This window comes from Devosia sp. Leaf420 (genome assembly GCF_001425445.1).
Lineage (GTDB): Bacteria > Pseudomonadota > Alphaproteobacteria > Rhizobiales > Devosiaceae > Devosia.
The window spans coordinates 1-16,914 of the sequence record NZ_LMQU01000003.1; the positions used below are offsets into that span (position 1 = coordinate 1).

Annotated in this window: 16 protein-coding genes; all 16 read left to right on the top strand. The window is 60.4% G+C overall.

All coding sequences use genetic code 11. From position 1 onward, the window contains the following. The coding region (locus ASG47_RS20805; RefSeq protein ID WP_082511543.1) for an outer membrane protein at positions 1-492 on the top strand (492 nt) is incomplete at its 5' end. Positions 493-818: 326 nt separating this feature from the next. After that, a complete protein-coding gene (locus ASG47_RS03570; RefSeq protein WP_061907385.1) occupies positions 819-1,184 on the top strand; it encodes an NADH-quinone oxidoreductase subunit A in 366 nt (121 codons plus the stop codon). After that, positions 1,175-1,756: a NuoB/complex I 20 kDa subunit family protein gene (locus ASG47_RS03575; RefSeq protein ID WP_061907386.1), complete on the top strand. Its 582-nt coding sequence runs from the start codon at positions 1,175-1,177 to the stop codon at positions 1,754-1,756. The genes ASG47_RS03570 and ASG47_RS03575 overlap by 10 nt, the downstream gene beginning before the upstream one ends. A gap of 8 nt (positions 1,757-1,764) precedes the next feature. Continuing rightward, entirely contained in the window at positions 1,765-2,403 is a 639-nt protein-coding gene (locus ASG47_RS03580) for an NADH-quinone oxidoreductase subunit C (RefSeq protein WP_061907387.1), read from the top strand. Then, on the top strand, positions 2,403-3,593 hold the full coding sequence (locus ASG47_RS03585) for an NADH-quinone oxidoreductase subunit D (RefSeq protein WP_061907388.1): 1,191 nt from the start codon (positions 2,403-2,405) through the stop codon (positions 3,591-3,593). Before ASG47_RS03580 ends, ASG47_RS03585 begins: the two co-directional genes overlap by 1 nt. Then, positions 3,593-4,924 (top strand): NADH-quinone oxidoreductase subunit NuoE, encoded by a 1,332-nt coding sequence (gene nuoE / locus ASG47_RS03590; protein WP_061907389.1) that lies wholly within the window; start codon positions 3,593-3,595, stop codon positions 4,922-4,924. Before ASG47_RS03585 ends, nuoE begins: the two co-directional genes overlap by 1 nt. Next, positions 4,924-6,231: an NADH-quinone oxidoreductase subunit NuoF gene (nuoF, locus tag ASG47_RS03595; protein ID WP_061907390.1), complete on the top strand. Its 1,308-nt coding sequence runs from the start codon at positions 4,924-4,926 to the stop codon at positions 6,229-6,231. Before nuoE ends, nuoF begins: the two co-directional genes overlap by 1 nt. 4 nt (positions 6,232-6,235) lie before the next feature. Beyond that, positions 6,236-8,338, top strand: a complete 2,103-nt coding sequence (gene nuoG, locus ASG47_RS03600) for an NADH-quinone oxidoreductase subunit NuoG (protein WP_061907391.1) — start codon at positions 6,236-6,238, stop codon at positions 8,336-8,338. A 9-nt stretch (positions 8,339-8,347) separates the two neighbouring features. Then, positions 8,348-9,445, top strand: a complete 1,098-nt coding sequence (gene nuoH, locus ASG47_RS03605; protein WP_061907392.1) for an NADH-quinone oxidoreductase subunit NuoH — start codon at positions 8,348-8,350, stop codon at positions 9,443-9,445. Continuing rightward, entirely contained in the window at positions 9,445-9,933 is a 489-nt protein-coding gene (gene nuoI / locus ASG47_RS03610; protein ID WP_061907393.1) for an NADH-quinone oxidoreductase subunit NuoI, read from the top strand. Before nuoH ends, nuoI begins: the two co-directional genes overlap by 1 nt. Positions 9,934-9,944: 11 nt before the next feature. Continuing rightward, positions 9,945-10,553, top strand: coding sequence for an NADH-quinone oxidoreductase subunit J (locus tag ASG47_RS03615; protein WP_061907394.1), 609 nt, complete (start codon positions 9,945-9,947; stop codon positions 10,551-10,553). A gap of 16 nt (positions 10,554-10,569) precedes the next feature. Then, a complete protein-coding gene (gene nuoK, locus ASG47_RS03620; RefSeq protein ID WP_061907447.1) occupies positions 10,570-10,878 on the top strand; it encodes an NADH-quinone oxidoreductase subunit NuoK in 309 nt (102 codons plus the stop codon). Between the two features lie 11 nt (positions 10,879-10,889). After that, positions 10,890-13,016 (top strand): NADH-quinone oxidoreductase subunit L, encoded by a 2,127-nt coding sequence (nuoL, locus tag ASG47_RS03625; protein ID WP_061907395.1) that lies wholly within the window; start codon positions 10,890-10,892, stop codon positions 13,014-13,016. Continuing rightward, positions 13,016-14,599 (top strand): NADH-quinone oxidoreductase subunit M, encoded by a 1,584-nt coding sequence (locus tag ASG47_RS03630; RefSeq protein ID WP_061907396.1) that lies wholly within the window; start codon positions 13,016-13,018, stop codon positions 14,597-14,599. The genes nuoL and ASG47_RS03630 overlap by 1 nt, the downstream gene beginning before the upstream one ends. A gap of 9 nt (positions 14,600-14,608) precedes the next feature. Then, on the top strand, positions 14,609-16,054 hold the full coding sequence (gene nuoN / locus ASG47_RS03635; RefSeq protein ID WP_082511544.1) for an NADH-quinone oxidoreductase subunit NuoN: 1,446 nt from the start codon (positions 14,609-14,611) through the stop codon (positions 16,052-16,054). Further along, positions 16,055-16,885: a biotin--[acetyl-CoA-carboxylase] ligase gene (locus ASG47_RS03640; RefSeq protein WP_061907397.1), complete on the top strand. Its 831-nt coding sequence runs from the start codon at positions 16,055-16,057 to the stop codon at positions 16,883-16,885. Positions 16,886-16,914 lie beyond the last annotated feature (29 nt).

Here is a 16,914-nt window from a genome sequence, read left to right on the forward strand (position 1 = left end):
ACCCCGCAGCCGATCTATGAATCTGCTGGTTTCTCGTGGGATGGCCTCTATGCTGGTGTTCGCGCCGGTGGTCAGTTCGTCGGCAACACCGCTGGCCAGGCCTACGCTTCCCAGGTCAACAACACCACCTACGGCGTCATCGGTGGCGTTGTCGGCGTGAACTTCCTCCCGATGGACCCGCTCCTGCTCGGCGTTGAAGTCACCGGTGACTACCTCTGGAGCAACAACGTCACCTCTTCGGGTGAGTTCTTTGCAAACCTCCGCGCTGGCGCAGTCGTGACCGTCTATGCAATCGGTGGTGTTGGCGTTTCGACCGCCAACAATGCGTCGACCGGCCTCTACCAGCTCGGCGGCGGCGTTGAAGTTGCTGTGACCGACGTCATCACCGTCCGCGGTGAAGTTGTTGGCCAGGGTGATTTCACCAACACCGGTGCTGCTGATCCGTTCTTCGAAACGGCCAAGGCCACCGTTGGTGTGTTCTACCACTTCTAAGATTCTGTCTGGCGAAAGCTGACTTGATCGATTGCGGCGAGCTGGATAACCAGCTCGCCGCTTTCTTTTTGCACAAGGCTGCTTTTCCAAATTGCAGTTTCTCGCGCCAAATTTACCCCAAACTCACCTCCTTTGAGCGATAAGCAATCTCAGCCATGTGGCTCAGATATATGATCTTTCAGCTCATATTTTCTTTCCCTTGAAACCGTTTTGGGGAAGGTCTAAGCCCTAGCCATCAATCAGACGCGGTGGTCGGCTCGCCCAAATTGCTTGCTCGCCCCGTGCATTGCCGGCGGCTCCCGTCGGCCCGAACCTTAGGCTGCCGCATGACTGACTTGCTCAGCAATTACCTGCCAATCATCCTCTTTATCGGCCTTGCCGCGGTCATTGGTGGCGCGCTTCTCGTTGCCCCTTGGCTCGTTGCGCATCGCCGTCCTGATCCAGAAAAGCTGTCTGCCTTCGAAGCCGGTTTCGATGCCTTCGACGACGCGCGCATGAAGGTCGACGTCCGATTCTACCTCGTGTCGATTCTTTTCATTATTTTCGATCTCGAAGTGGCTTTCCTCTTCCCCTGGGCAGTGGCGTTCCATGACGTGGGCTGGTTTGGCTTCTGGTCGGTCATGGCTTTCCTTGGCGTGCTGACCGTCGGCTTTATTTATGAATGGCGCAAAGGAGCTCTGGAATGGGATTGAGCCCCTCCAACGCGACACTGGTGACACCTCGTCCCACTGGCGCGATCGACCCAAATACCGGCAAGGCCGTGGGCGCAGACGATCCGTTCTTCATGGGCGTAAACAACGAGCTGGCCGACAAGGGCTTTCTCGTCACGACCGCGGCGCAGCTCATCACCTGGGCGCGTACCGGCTCGCTGATGTGGATGCAGACTGGACTTGCCTGCTGCGCCGTGGAAATGATGCAGATGTCCATGCCGCGCTATGACATTGAGCGCTTTGGTACTGCGCCGCGCGCCTCGCCGCGTCAGTCCGACGTTCTGATCGTTGCTGGCACGCTGACCAACAAGATGGCGCCCGCTCTGCGCAAGGTCTACGACCAGATGCCCGAGCCGCGTTATGTCATCTCGATGGGCTCATGCGCCAATGGCGGCGGCTATTACCACTATTCCTATTCGGTGGTGCGTGGCTGCGATCGCATCCTGCCCGTAGACGTCTATGTCCCTGGCTGCCCTCCCACGGCGGAAGCGCTTCTTTACGGCATCTTGCTGTTGCAGAAGAAGATCCGCCGCGATGGCACGATCGAGCGATAGGCCCTGCGATGACCGATACTGTTGAAACTGTTGAGCCCGTCGTTCAGGTCCATCCACTGGTTGCTTTGGGTGAGCACATTACTGCGTCGCTGGGTGAGGCCGTACTGGGCTTTGAAGTCGGTTACGGCGATCTTTCGATCAGCGCCAAGCGCGAGTCGATCGTCGAGGTCGTGACGTTCCTGCGCAATGATCCGAAGTGCCGCTTTATCTCGTTCGTTGATGTGTGCGGTACGGATTATCCGGCCCGCGAATTCCGCTTCGACGTCATCTATCACTTCCTGAGCCCGCACCTGAACCAGCGTGTTCGGGTGAAGGTCGAGACCAATGATTCGACGCCGGTTCCTTCGATCTTCGGCGTGTTTCCAGGCGCTGATTGGTTTGAGCGCGAAACCTATGACCTTTATGGCGTGCTGTTCTCGGGTCACCCCGATCTGCGTCGCATCCTGACCGACTACGGTTTCGATGGTCATCCCTTGCGCAAGGACTTCCCGCTGACTGGCTTTGTGGAAGTGCGCTATGACGAAGAGCGCCGCCGCGTCGTCTATGAGCCGGTATCCCTCCCGCAGGAATTCCGCTCATTCGATTATCTGTCACCCTGGGAAGGTACGGATTACGTGCTGCCCGGTGACGAGAAGGCTAAGAACTGATGTCCGAAGTCGACGTTCGCAATTTCACGATCAATTTCGGCCCGGTCCACCCCTCGGCCCACGGCGTGCTGCGCATGATTCTCGAACTCGACGGTGAACTCGTCGAGCGCGTTGATCCGCATATCGGCCTTCTGCACCGCGGCACCGAAAAGCTGATCGAATACAAGACCTACCTCCAGGCTCTGCCCTATTTCGATCGCCTCGACTATGTCGCGCCGATGAATCAGGAGCATGCCTTTGCCCTCGCCGTCGAGCGTATGCTCGGTGTCGAAGTGCCGCGCCGCGGGCAGTTGATCCGCGTGCTCTATGCTGAAATCGGCCGCCTGCTTGCGCACCTGATGAACGTGACCACTCAGGCCATGGATATCGGCGCGCTGACGCCGCCGCTCTGGGGCTTCGAGCAGCGCGAAAAGCTCATGGTGTTTTATGAGCGCGCGTCTGGCGCCCGCATGCACGCCGCCTATTTCCGTCCCGGCGGCGTCCATCAGGATCTGCCGCAGGCGCTGGTCGATGATATCGAGAGCTTCTGCGAAGAGTTCCCGAAAGCCCTCGACGACATCGATACGCTTCTGACCGAAAACCGCATCTTCAAGCAGCGCGGCGTCGATATCGGCATCGTCCCGCTCGAAGAAGCATGGGGCAGGGGCTTCTCGGGCGTCATGGTTCGTGCTTCTGGCGCGGCCTGGGATCTGCGCAAGGCGCAGCCCTATGACGCCTATGCCGAAATGGATTTCGATATCCCGACCGGCGCCAATGGCGACTGCTACGATCGTTACCTCGTCCGCATGGAAGAAATGCGGCAGGCCAACAAGATCATGAAGCAGTGCGTTCAGAAGCTGAACGCACCAGAGGGCAAGGGACCCGTGTCGTCGGTCGACGGCAAGGTCGTGCCCCCCAAGCGTGGCGAGATGAAGCAGTCGATGGAAGCGCTGATCCATCATTTCAAGCTCTACACCGAAGGCTACAAGGTCCCGGCCGGCGAAATCTATGCCGCCGTCGAAGCCCCCAAGGGTGAGTTCGGCGTCTATCTCGTCGCCGATGGCACTAATAAGCCTTATCGCTGCCACATCCGCGCGCCGGGCTTTGCCCATTTGAGCGCCATGGATTGGCTTTGCCGCGGGCACATGCTCGCAGACGTGACCGCTATTCTGGGGTCGATTGATATTGTGTTCGGAGAGGTTGACCGCTGATGAGCGTGAGACGCCTTGCAGACGAGTCGGTTCAGCCGGCAAGTTTCGCCTTTAGTGATGCCAACGCCGCCTGGGCCGAAAAGCGCATTGCGCTTTATCCCGCCGGCCGTCAGCAGTCTGCCGTTATTCCGCTGCTCATGCGTGCGCAGGATCAGGACGGCTGGGTCACGCGCGCGACCATCGAAAAGGTCGCCGAGATGCTCGGCATGGCCTATATTCGTGTGCTCGAAGTCGCGACCTTTTATACCCAGTTCCAGCTTCAGCCCGTCGGCACCCGTGCCCACGTTCAGGTCTGCGGCACCACCCCGTGCATGCTGCGCGGGGCAGGGGAGTTGATCGAGGTCTGCAAAAGCAAGATCCACCACGATCCGCATCATCTCAACGATGATGGCACGCTCTCGTGGGAGGAGGTCGAATGCGCGGGCGCTTGCGTCAACGCACCAATGGTCACGATCTACCATGACACCTATGAAGACCTGACGGCCAACCGGCTCGAAGAAATCATCGATGCCTTCCACGCCGGCAATGGCGCGAGCATCAAGCCGGGTACGCAGATCGATCGTTTGAACGCTGCCGCCGAAGGTGGTCAGTCGACTCTCCTCGAAACGCCTACGGCTACCCGCGAAAAGTTCATTCCGCCCACCCCGCCTGAGGCACCAGCGCCCGCCGCGGCCGCCGCGCCAGCTGCTGCAGTGCCCGCCGCTGCAAAGACTGCAGAGCCGGATAATGCTGCCCGTCCCAAGGACGTGAGTGAAGAAAATGCGCCGGCCCTGAAGGGCACGCCGAGCGAAGCCAAGGTCTCCGAGGCCAAGGCCGAAGGCGAGCGCAAGGCTGCAGGTGCAGCCTCCAAGGCCGATGGTACGCCAAACGCTGAAATGCGCCCCGGTGCCACTGGCGCCGAATCCGATGCTGGCAAGATCGATGGCGGCAAGGCTCCGGGCAAGGCGACTGTCGAAGCCGCCGAAAACGGCGCCGCGGCGACTGGCGTCAAGAAATCCGCCAAGAAGGTCGTCGCCGCTCCTGCCGAAGGCCTGAGCCCCAGCGCTGATGGCGGCAATCCGCAGCCGATCTTCACGGCGCCCGAAGGCCCTGCCGATGATCTCAAGCTGATAACAGGCGTCGGTCCGGTTCTTGAGCGCAAGCTCAACGCCGTTGGCATCACCAAGTGGAGCCAGGTGGCTGCCATGACGCCCGAAGAGATCACCAAGCTCGAATCGAGCCTCAATTTCAAGGGCCGCGTGGCCCGCGATAACTGGCTGCAGCAGGCCGAGGTGCTCGCTCGTGGCGGCATCGAAGAATATCGCAAGGTGTTCGGGAAGGACCCGCGCTAATGCTCGCTGATAAAGACCGTATCTTCACCAATCTTTATGGCCAGCATGACTGGCGGCTCGAAGGTGCGCGGTCGCGCGGCGCCTGGGTCGGCACCAAGGAATTCATCGATTCCGGCCGTGATTGGATCACCAACGAGGTCAAGTCGTCGGGCCTGCGTGGTCGCGGCGGCGCTGGTTTCCCGACTGGCCTCAAGTGGAGCTTCATGCCCAAGGTCAGCGATGGCCGCCCGCATTATCTCCTCGTCAATGCTGACGAATCCGAGCCCGGTACCTGCAAGGATCGCGAGATCCTGCGTCATGATCCGCATCATCTGATCGAGGGTTGCCTTCTGGCGTCTCGCGCCATGGATGCGCATCTGGCCTTCATCTATGTCCGCGGCGAGTTCATCCGCGAACGTCAGCGTCTCGAGGAAGCCGTCCAGGAAGCCTACGACGCCAAGCTGATCGGCAAGGATAACGTCCACGGCTGGGATCTGGATATCATCGTCCATCACGGCGCCGGCGCTTACATCTGCGGTGAAGAAACCGCACTGATGGAATCGCTCGAAGGCAAGAAGGGCCAGCCGCGCCTCAAGCCGCCATTTCCGGCTGGCATGGGTGTCTATGGCAACCCGACGACCGTCAACAATGTCGAATCGATCGCCGTCGTTCCCGAAATCCTCCGCCGTTCCGGCGCCTGGTTCTCCTCGATCGGCCGTCCGAACAATGTCGGCACCAAGCTGTTCATGGTTTCGGGTCACGTGAACAAGCCCGCGACCTTCGAAGAAGCCCTGGGCGAAAGCTTCAAGGAAATCATCGAAAAGCATTGCGGCGGTATCCGCGGCGGCTGGGATAATTTCCTCGCGGTCATTCCCGGCGGCGCTTCGTGCCCCGTGGTCCGTGCAGAAGACATGATGGATACCATCATGGATTTTGATGGCCTGCGCGAGAAGAAGTCGTCTTTCGGCACCGGCGGCATGATCATCATGGATAAGTCCACTGATATCGTGAAGGCCATCTGGCGCATCTCGGCCTTCTTCAAGCATGAGAGCTGCGGTCAGTGCACGCCGTGCCGCGAAGGCACCGGCTGGATGATGCGCGTTCTCGGCCGCATGGTCGAAGGCCGCGCCCAGAAGCGCGAAATCGATATGCTCTTCTCGGTCACCAAGCAGATCGAAGGGCACACCATCTGTGCTCTCGGCGATGCTGCTGCGTGGCCGGTTCAGGGCCTGATCCGCAATTTCCGCGACGTCATCGAAGCGCGTATCGACCAATATACATATTCTTCCACCAGCGACGGCGCGGTTCCGTCCATCGCTGCGGAGTAGGGCAATGGCTTCCATTAAGGTCGACGGCACGCTCGTCGAAGTTCCAGACTACTACACCCTGATGCAGGCGGCAGAAGCCGCAGGCGCAGAAATCCCGCGCTTCTGCTATCATGATCGCCTGTCGGTGGCTGGCAATTGCCGCATGTGCCTAGTCGAAGTAAAGGGTGGCCCGCCAAAGCCCCAGGCCTCTTGCGCCATGTCGGTCAAGGACCTCCGGCCAGGCCCGAACGGCGAACCGCCTGAAATGTTCACCAATACGCCCATGGTCAAAAAGGCCCGCGAAGGCGTGATGGAATTCCTGCTGGTCAACCACCCGCTCGATTGCCCGATTTGCGATCAGGGTGGCGAGTGCGACCTTCAGGACCAGGCCATGGCCTATGGCGTAGATAAGTCGCGCTTCTTCGAAAACAAGCGCGCCGTCGAAGACAAATATCTTGGCCCATTGGTCAAGACCTCTATGAACCGCTGCATTCACTGCACGCGCTGCGTCCGCTTCACCACGGAAGTCGCGGGCATTTCCGAAATGGGTCTGCTCGGTCGCGGCGAAGACGCCGAAATCACGTCATATCTCGAACGCGCGCTGTCGAGCGAGTTGCAGGGCAATGTGATCGATCTTTGCCCGGTCGGCGCACTGACCTCCAAGCCCTATGCGTTCCACGCTCGTCCGTGGGAATTGAACAAAACCGAATCCATCGACGTGATGGACGCCGTCGGCTCCAATATCCGCGTCGATAGCCGTGGCCGCGAAGTTATGCGCGTCCTGCCGCGCGTCAATGAAACGATCAATGAAGAATGGATCTCGGATAAGACCCGCTTCATATGGGATGGTCTCAAGAACCAGCGCCTTGATCGCCCCTATGTGCGCAAGAACGGCAAACTCCAGGCGACAACCTGGGACGAAGCCCTCGGCGCTGTTGCGACCCGCCTCAAGAAGGCTGGCAGCAAGGTCGGCGCCATTGCCGGCGATCTCTCTGCGGTCGAAGAAATGTATGCCCTCAAGGGCCTGCTCGCCTCGATCGGCTCCGGCATGACCGATGTGCGCCCCGCCATGTCGGGTATCGATCCCTCGATGCCGCGCGCGGCCTATCTCTTCAACCCTACCATTGCGGGTATCGAAGAAGCCGACGCTGTTCTCATCATCGGCGCCAATCCGCGCCGTGAAGCCGCCGTGCTCAACGCGCGCATTCGCAAGCTTTGGCGTGCGAAGAACGTGCCGATCGCCGTCATCGGCGAGCGCAACGATCTCACCTATTCCTACGACTATCTCGGCGAAGGCTTCGAAACCCTCGCAGATCTTGCCGCCGGCAATGGTGCCTTCGCCAATACGCTCGCCAATGCCCAGCGCCCGCTGATCATCGTCGGTGAAGCCGCCGTCTCCCATGCCGCTCTTGGCAAGCAGGTCGGCCGCGACGTCATCGCCACGGCCGCAAAGCTCGCGACCGGCGCCAATGTTGCTGAAGGCTGGAACGGCTTCGCGCTGCTCCACAATGCTGCCAGCCGCGTCGGCGGTCTCGATATCGGCTTCGTGCCCCACGATGGCGGCGTTTGCTCGGCCGATCAGATCGCGCTGGCCGGTAAGGGCGAACTCGACGTGCTCTTTATGCTCGGCGCCGATGAATACGACTTCTCGGCCATGGGCAAAGCCTTCGTCGTCTATATCGGCTCGCATGGCGACAATGGCGCACACCGCGCCGACGTCATCTTGCCGGCTGCGACCTATACGGAAAAGTCCGGCACCTATGTGAACACCGAGGGTCGTGTCCAGCAGACCGCCCGCGCGGTGTTCCCGCCGGGCGAAGCCAAGGAAGATTGGGCGATCATTCGCGCGCTTTCCGGCTCGATCGGCAAGCCACTGCCCTATAATTCGCTGGCCCAGCTGCGTTCGGCCCTTTATGCCGAGTTCCCGCACCTGTCGCGAGTCGATGAGATCACGCCCGCCAAGACCGCCGATCTCGGCAAGCTCGCGAAGGCTGCGATCAAGACCAAGTCGGCGCCGCTCGGCTCGGCCGTGTCCGAATTCTATCTGACCAATCCCATTGCACGCGCTTCGGCCGTCATGGGCGAATGCGCCGCGCTTGCCGCCGGTTTGCGGCAGGCCGCGGAGTAGGGGACCCCAATGGATTTCGTCACTTCGGCCCTCGACTATCTGCTCGGCATCCCCTTCCTCGGTTGGGGTGTGCAGATCGGTTTTATCTATAAGGCCCTGCTGCTTCTGGTGGTGCTGCTGGTCTTCACCGCCTTCATCCTTCTCGCCGACCGCAAGGTCTGGGCTGCGGTCCAGATGCGTCGCGGTCCCAACGTTGTCGGTCCCTTTGGCCTTCTGCAGTCCTTTGCGGATTTGCTCAAGTTCGTCTTCAAGGAACCGATCATCCCGGCCGGTGCCGATAAGGCGCTGTTCCTGCTTGCGCCGCTCCTGACCGCGACCCTCGCGCTCGGCGGCTGGGCCGTTGTTCCGATCGACAACGGTTGGGCAATGGCGAACATCAATATCGGCATTCTCTACCTGCTCGGTATTTCCTCGCTCGGGGTCTATGGCGTCATCATCGGCGGTTGGGCGTCGAACTCGAAGTACCCCTTCTTCGGCTCACTCCGCGCGGCCGCACAGATGGTGTCCTACGAAGTCTCGATCGGCCTCGTCATCATCACCGTGCTGCTCTGCGTCGGCTCGCTGAACCTCAATGACATCGTCGTCGCCCAGACCCAGATGGGCCTTGCCCATACGCTTGGCGTGCCGTGGCTGTCGTTCCTCAATTGGTTCTGGCTGCCGCTCTTCCCGATGTTCGTGGTGTTCTACATTTCGGCCCTCGCCGAAACCAACCGCCCGCCCTTCGATCTCGCCGAAGGCGAGTCCGAACTCGTCGCCGGCTTCATGACCGAGTATTCGGCTACCCCCTACATGCTCTTCATGCTGGGCGAGTACATCTCGATCCTCTTGATGTGCGGCATGACCGTGATCCTCTTCATGGGTGGCTGGGCCTCGCCGATCGATCTGCCGCCATTCACCTGGATCCCCGGCGCGATCTGGTTCTTCATCAAGCTTACGCTTGTGTTCTTTATGTTCGCGATGGCCAAGTCCATCGTGCCCCGTTACCGCTATGACCAGCTCATGCGGATCGGTTGGAAGCTCTTCCTGCCGCTCTCGCTCGTGATGGTTGTGATTGTTGCCTTCGTTCTCAAGCTCACGGGCTGGGGTTGGCACGGAGGGATCGCCTGATGCGCGCCACCCAGTTCGTCAATACGCTGATCATGAAGGAGTTCGTTTCGGCCTTCTTCCTGGCCATGCGCTATTTCTTCTCGCCCAAGCCGACGATCAACTATCCCTTCGAAAAGGGTGCGGTTTCGCCGCGCTTCCGCGGTGAGCATGCGCTGCGCCGCTATCCCAATGGCGAAGAGCGTTGCATTGCCTGTAAGCTCTGCGAAGCCATCTGCCCGGCCCAGGCCATCACCATCGAGGCCGGCCCACGGCAGAACGACGGCACCCGCCGCACGGTGCGCTACGACATCGACATGGTGAAGTGCATCTATTGCGGCTTCTGCCAGGAAGCCTGCCCGGTCGACGCCATCGTCGAAGGCCCGAATTTCGAATTTGCAACCGAAACGCGCGAAGAGCTCTACTTCTCCAAGGAAAAGCTCCTCAGCAATGGCGATCGTTGGGAGCGTGAAATCGCATCCAACCTTGCAGCCGACGCGCCGTATCGCTGAGGGGGAAGAAGATGACGCTTCCACTATTCTTCTTCTACCTCTTCTCCATCGTGGCGATCGCTTCCGCCTTCATGGTGATTTCATCGCGCAACCCGGTTCACGCCGTGCTGTTCCTGATCCTCGCCTTCGTCAACGCCGCTGGCCTCTTCATGCTGGCCGGCGCCGAGTTCCTGGCGCTGATCCTGATCGTCGTTTATGTCGGCGCCGTGGCGGTGCTCTTCCTCTTCGTCGTCATGATGCTTGACGTCGATTTTGCCGAATTGAAGTCGGGCATGCTGCAATATGCGCCCATCGGCATTCTCGTCGGCGTCGTGCTGTTGCTCGAGCTGCTGCTCGTTGCCGGCAGCTTCGTGATTTCGCCTGAGGTCGGTGGGTCGACTGGTCTCCCGATCGATGTGAGCATGGACAATACAAGGCAGCTCGGGCTCGTGCTCTATACGCGCTACGTCTTCCTGTTCCAGGGTGCCGGTGCGGTGCTGCTGGTCGCCATGATCGGCGCGATCGTGCTGACCCTGCGTCATCGGTCGACGGCCAAGCGCCAGAACCCGGTGGATCAGGTGGCCCGCAAGGCCAGCGAGACGCTGAAGGTTGTCAAAGTGAAGAGCGGTCAGGGACTATAGGGGTTTAATCATGGGCTTGGAAATCGGGCTCGGTCACTACCTGACCGTGGCAGCCATTCTGCTCACGCTTGGCGTGTTCGGAATCTTTCTCAACCGCAAGAACGTGATCGTCATCCTGATGTCGGTCGAATTGATCCTGCTTGCGGTCAATCTCAACATGGTCGCGTTCAGCGCCGAACGCGGTGACTTGCAGGGGCAGATTTTCGCGCTCCTCATCCTCACCGTGGCTGCTGCGGAGGCCGCCATCGGCCTTGCGATCCTCGTTATCTTCTACCGCAACCGTGGGTCCATCGCGGTTGAAGACGCCAATATGATGAAGGGCTGAGGCTGGGCGCTATGATCATACAGGCGATTGTCTTCCTGCCCCTCATCGGGGCGCTTATAGCCGGCTTTCTCGGCCGCTCGATTGGCCACAGGCCGAGCGAATTCATCACCACGGGTCTGCTGCTCATCGCAGCGGTTCTGAGCTGGGTCGTCTTCATCCCCGTCGCCTTTGGCGATGGTCTTGTCGGCGCCGTGGGTGATGGTCATGCGGCTGTCCTCAAGGTCGAGGTCATGCGCTGGATCCAGGTCGGTGACATGGATCTGCGCTGGACGCTGCGCGTCGATACGCTCACCGCCATCATGCTGGTGGTCGTGAACACCGTTTCGGCGCTCGTTCACCTCTATTCCATCGGCTATATGAACGAAGATCCGCACCGCTCGCGCTTCTTCGCCTATCTCTCGCTCTTCACCTTCGCCATGCTCATGCTGGTGACGGCCGACAACTTCCTGCAGATGTTCTTCGGCTGGGAAGGCGTGGGCCTCGCGTCCTACCTCCTCATCGGCTTCTGGTATACGCGCCCGTCGGCCACTGCTGCCGCCATGAAGGCTTTCATCGTCAACCGTGTCGGTGACTTCGGTTTTGCTCTCGGCATCTTCGGCGCCTTCATGGTTCTCGGCCATATCGATTTCGATGGCGCCTTCTCCGCTGCCGATCAGTTCGCGACCACCGGTCTCCCCGTCATCCGCTTCCTCAATTGGAACGTCGATGCGATGACCGTCATCTGCCTGCTGCTCTTCATGGGCGCCATGGGCAAGTCGGCGCAGTTCCTGCTGCACACCTGGCTCCCGGACGCCATGGAAGGCCCGACCCCGGTTTCGGCGCTCATTCACGCCGCAACCATGGTCACCGCCGGCGTCTTCATGGTCGCCCGCCTGTCGCCGCTCTTTGAGCTGTCGCAGGTGGCTCTGACCGTGGTCATCGTCATCGGCGCCATTACCGCATTCTTCGCGGCAACCGTTGGCCTCGTCCAGAACGACATCAAGCGCGTCATCGCCTATTCGACCTGTTCGCAGCTCGGCTACATGTTCGTCGCCCTCGGCACCGGTGCCTATTCGGCTGGCGTCTTCCATCTCTTCACCCACGCGTTCTTCAAGGCTCTCCTGTTCTTGGGAGCCGGCTCGGTTATCCATGCCATGCACCATGAGCAGGATATGCGGAACATGGGTGGCCTCCGGAAGAAGATCCCGATCACCTATGCCATGATGATGATCGGCACGCTGGCGCTCACCGGCGTCGGCATTCCGGGCACCAGCCTCGGTTTTGCCGGCTTCTTCTCCAAAGACTCGATCATCGAAAGCGCCTATGCTTACGGCGGCAATGTCGGGAGCCTCGCCTTCTGGCTCCTCGTCATCGCAGCGCTCTTTACGAGCTTCTACTCCTGGCGCCTCGTGCACTTGACCTTCCACGGCTCGCCGCGCGATGCGCAGCACAGCCATACCGCCCATCCGGACCCGGCGCATGCCGATGCCGAAACCCATCACGAGCCGATTGACGACAGCAATCTTGGCGATCACGTCCATGCTGCGGTGTCGCATGACGATGCTCACCATCACGGCTCGGCCTACGACCACGCCCATGAGTCGCCCAACGTTATGCTGGTGCCGCTTTATGTGCTGGCAGTCGGCGCGGTCCTCGCTGGTGTCGTTTTCTACGGCATGTTCTTCCACGAGGTCGAACACATCGAGCACTTCTTCGCCGGTTCGATCTTTGTCGATCACGAAATCATCGAAGCTGCGCATCATGTGCCGCTTTGGGTGAAGTGGAGCGCTACGATTTCCATGATCATCGGCTTCGTCGCCGCATGGTACATGTACATTCGTCGTCCGGAAGTGCCCGGGAAGCTCGCGGCCACCAATCCTGGCCTCTACCAGTTCCTACTCAACAAGTGGTACTTCGACGAGCTCTACAACACGATCTTCGTGCGCCCCGCGCTCTGGATCGGCCGTGCCATCTGGCATGGTTTTGATGATTGGCTGGTCGATGGCAAGATTGCCGAAGGCCTCGGCCGTCGCGTCCAGAATGTCACCTCCTGGGTCGTCAAGCTCCAGTCCGGCTACCTTTATCACTATGCCTTCGCCATGCTGATCGGCATCGCGGCGCTGCTCACCTGGGCCATTACGGCCGGGGGTCTGATCTGATGAACTTCGACAATACTATCCTCACGATCCTGACCTTCCTGCCGCTCGTCGGGGCGGCACTGATCCTGGTCACCCCCAAGACGGCGCTCGACGCCATCCGCTGGACCGCGCTGGTGACGACTATCGTCACCCTCGGGTTGTCTCTTTGGATGTGGTCCGCCTTCGATCCGTCCAATCCCGGCTTCCAGTTCGTCGTCAATTATGACTGGCTGGGCGAAAGCATCGGTTATCGCGTCGGCGTCGACGGCATTTCCGTGCTCTTCGTCGTGCTTTCGGCTCTCCTCATGCCCTTCTGCGTGCTGGCGAGCTGGGAAGCGATCGACAAGCGCGTCAAGGAATACATGGTCGTCTTCCTGATCCTGGAAGTCCTCATGATCGGCGTCTTCACCACGCTCGATCTCGCCATGTTCTACGTCTTCTTCGAAGGCACGCTGCTGCCGATGTTCCTCATCATCGGTATCTGGGGCGGCAAGCGCCGCATCCAGGCGAGCTACAAGTTCTTCTTCTATACCTTCACCGGTTCGGTCCTGATGCTTCTTGCCATCATGGCCATGTACTGGAATGCCGGCACCACCGACATTTCGCGTCTCCTGACGCACGAGTTCCCGGAAAGCATGCAGATCTGGCTCTGGCTGGCCTTCTTCGCCTCGCTCGCGGTCAAGATGCCGATGTGGCCGTTCCACCGCTGGCTGCCGGAAGCCCACGTCGAAGCACCGACCGCTGGTTCGGTGATCCTTGCCGCAATCCTCCTCAAGCTTGGCGGCTACGGCTTCCTGCGCTTCAGCCTGCCCATGTTCCCCGATGCCTCGGCGCAGCTCTCGAACTTCGTGTTCGTCCTCTCCGTCGCCGCCATCATCATCACCTCGCTGGTGGCCCTCGTTCAGACCGACATCAAGAAGCTGATCGCTTACTCGTCGGTCGCCCACATGGGCTTCGTGACCATGGGTATCTTTGCGGGCAATGCGCTGGGCATCCAGGGCGCCATGTTCCAGATGATCTCGCATGGTCTCGTCTCCGGCGCGCTCTTCCTGGCCGTCGGCGTCATCTATGATCGCATGCACACCCGCGATATCGAGGCCTATGGCGGCTTGGTCGAACGCATGCCGCGCTATGCCTTCGCCTTCATGGTCTTCACCATGGCCAATGTCGGCCTTCCTGGCACGTCTGGCTTCGTCGGTGAATTCCTGACGATGATGGGCGTTTTCCAGGTCAATACCTGGGTCGCGTTCGGCGCTGCCTTCGGCGTGATCTTCTCGGCCGGTTATGCCCTCTGGCTTTATCGCCGCGTTGTTTTCGGTGCGCTCACCAAGGAATCGCTCAAGGGCATTCTCGACCTGAGCCTGCGCGAAAAGGTCGTGCTCTATCCCCTGATCGTCCTGATCATCGTGTTCGGTTTCTATCCCTCGCCGATCCTCGATACGACGGCCGCCTCGGTCAACAATCTGGTGTCGCATTACGCAACTTCGGTTGGTCTCGACCCCGCCGTTTCTCTTGCCGATGCAAGGGCACCCCTCGAATATGCCGCGCCCACGGGCGAGGCCGCTCCAGCCGCAGAGCACGCGGCTGAGCCTGCTGCGCACTAGGAGAGCACCGTGAACTCTGACGTTACTGATTTCGCGAGCATTGCGCCTGCCTATCCCGAATTGCTGATGGCAGTCGGCGCCCTTGTCCTTTTGGTCATTGGCGTCGTCATCAACAAGGAAAAGTCGGCTCTCATCTCCTGGCTCGCCGTGCTGCTCATTGCTGCCGCTGGCCTCACCGCCGTGCTCAATCCGGCCGATGGTGTGCTGTTCAACGGCGTCTTCATCGCCGATGCCTTCGCGCGCTATATGAAGCTGCTCGTTCTTGGCGGCGCCGCGCTCTCGCTCATTCTGGCCATGCCGAATGATTTCGAGAACGGCCTCCACAAGTTCGAATATTCGATCCTCGCGGTTCTCGCGACGCTCGGCATGATGGTCATGGTCTCGGCCAATGACCTGATGAGCCTCTATGTCGGCCTCGAACTGCAGTCCCTTGCGCTGTACGTGATGGCCGCCATCAAGCGCGATGATCCGCGTGCCACCGAAGCGGGCCTGAAATATTTCGTACTTGGCGCGCTGTCCTCGGGCTTGCTGCTTTATGGCGCCTCCATGGTCTATGGCTTTACCGGCCATACCAACCTGCAGGAAATCGTCTCGGCTATCGCCATGGAAGGCCGTTCCGTTGGCCTGATCTTCGGCATGGTCTTCCTTCTCACGGGCGTTGCGTTCAAGATCTCGGCCGTGCCGTTCCACATGTGGACGCCCGACGTTTACGAAGGCGCACCAACCCCGGTTACCGCCTTCTTAGCCATGGCGCCCAAGGTTGCCGCCATGTCGTTGATGATCCGCCTCGTCATGGATACGTTCCAGCCGATTACAGGTGATTGGCAGCAGGTCGTGATCTTCCTCTCGATCGCTTCCATGGTCCTGGCGGCCTTCGCCGCGATCGGCCAGAAGTCGATCAAGCGCCTGATCGCCTATTCCTCGATCGGTCACGTTGGCTTCGCCCTCGTCGGTCTTTCGTCGGGCACGCAGGTGGGTGTCGAAGGCGTCGCCATCTATATGGCGATCTATGTCACCATGACGGCAGGCCTCTTCGCCTGCATTCTCTCGCTGCGCACTGAAAACGGCTACGTCGAAACCATCGACGATCTGGCTGGAGCCGCACAGACGCGTCCATTCGTGGCCGCGATCATGGCGATCATTATGTTCTCGCTGATCGGCCTGCCGCCGCTCGCCGGGTTCTTCGCCAAGTGGCAAGTTTTCCTTGCCGCCATCGAAGCGCGCCTATTTGTGCTTGCCGTCATCGGCATGCTCGCTTCGGCAGTCAGCGCCTTCTATTATCTGCGCGTCGTCAAGACGATGTACTTCGATGAGCCCAAGTCGACCTTCGCGGCTGTGCCCAACGAACTTAACATCATCATCGCCGTCAGCGCCTTCCTGATCGTGACCTATTATTTCACGGTCGGCAGTGCCCTCACCAATTGGGCTCATATCGCCGCCGGAAGCCTGTTCTAGGTGGCGGATTTCGCACTTGGCCCGGTAGCCCGTTCAGCGGGCTACCGTCTGGCCGGATACGATGAAATCGGATCGACCAATGTCGAAGCGCTCGCGGCGACCGCCGCGGGTGACCCGGGCGGCATCTGGTTTGCGGCCCTGCACCAGACCGCCGGCCGCGGCCGTCGTGGTCGTGCCTGGGAAAGTACGCCAGGCAATCTGGCCACCAGTCTTCTGATTATTCCCGACGCCGAACCCAACGCTCTCGCCACCCTTGGCTTTGTTGCCGGCGTCGCCATGCAGACGGCCTTTGCCCGCATTCTGCCGCAGGGTGCCGTACGCATCGGCATCGATGGCGCGGATGCGCTCGATGGCCGGGGCAGGGTGGCACTCAAGTGGCCCAATGACGTCCTGGCCGATGGTGCCAAGGTCTCCGGTATCCTCCTCGAAATGGCCAAGACCCCGGATGGCCGCAACGCCATCGTCATCGGCATCGGCGTCAATGTGGTTGCCGCACCCACCGGTTTGCCTTATCCCGCTACCAGCCTTCGCGAACTCGGCTACGAGCGGAGCGCAGAAGAAGTTTTCGCCGCCCTTGCCGATGCTTGGGTAGAGGCTTTCTCGCTCTGGCAGGACGGACGTGGCGTCAGCGACATTCTCGAGCGCTGGCGCGGTTCTGCCGCCGGCATCGGCGCCCCGGTTGCCGTCCAGCAGGACGGTGTCGTCAGGCGCGGCATTTTCGAAACAGTCGACTCCTCTGGTCGTCTGGTCATGCGCGACGATGATGGCGCGCGGATCGTGATCACGGCGGGCGATGTACATTTTGGGGCAACGGCCAGCGCCCGAAGCTGACCACAACATCTGCGCGACGACCAGCGACC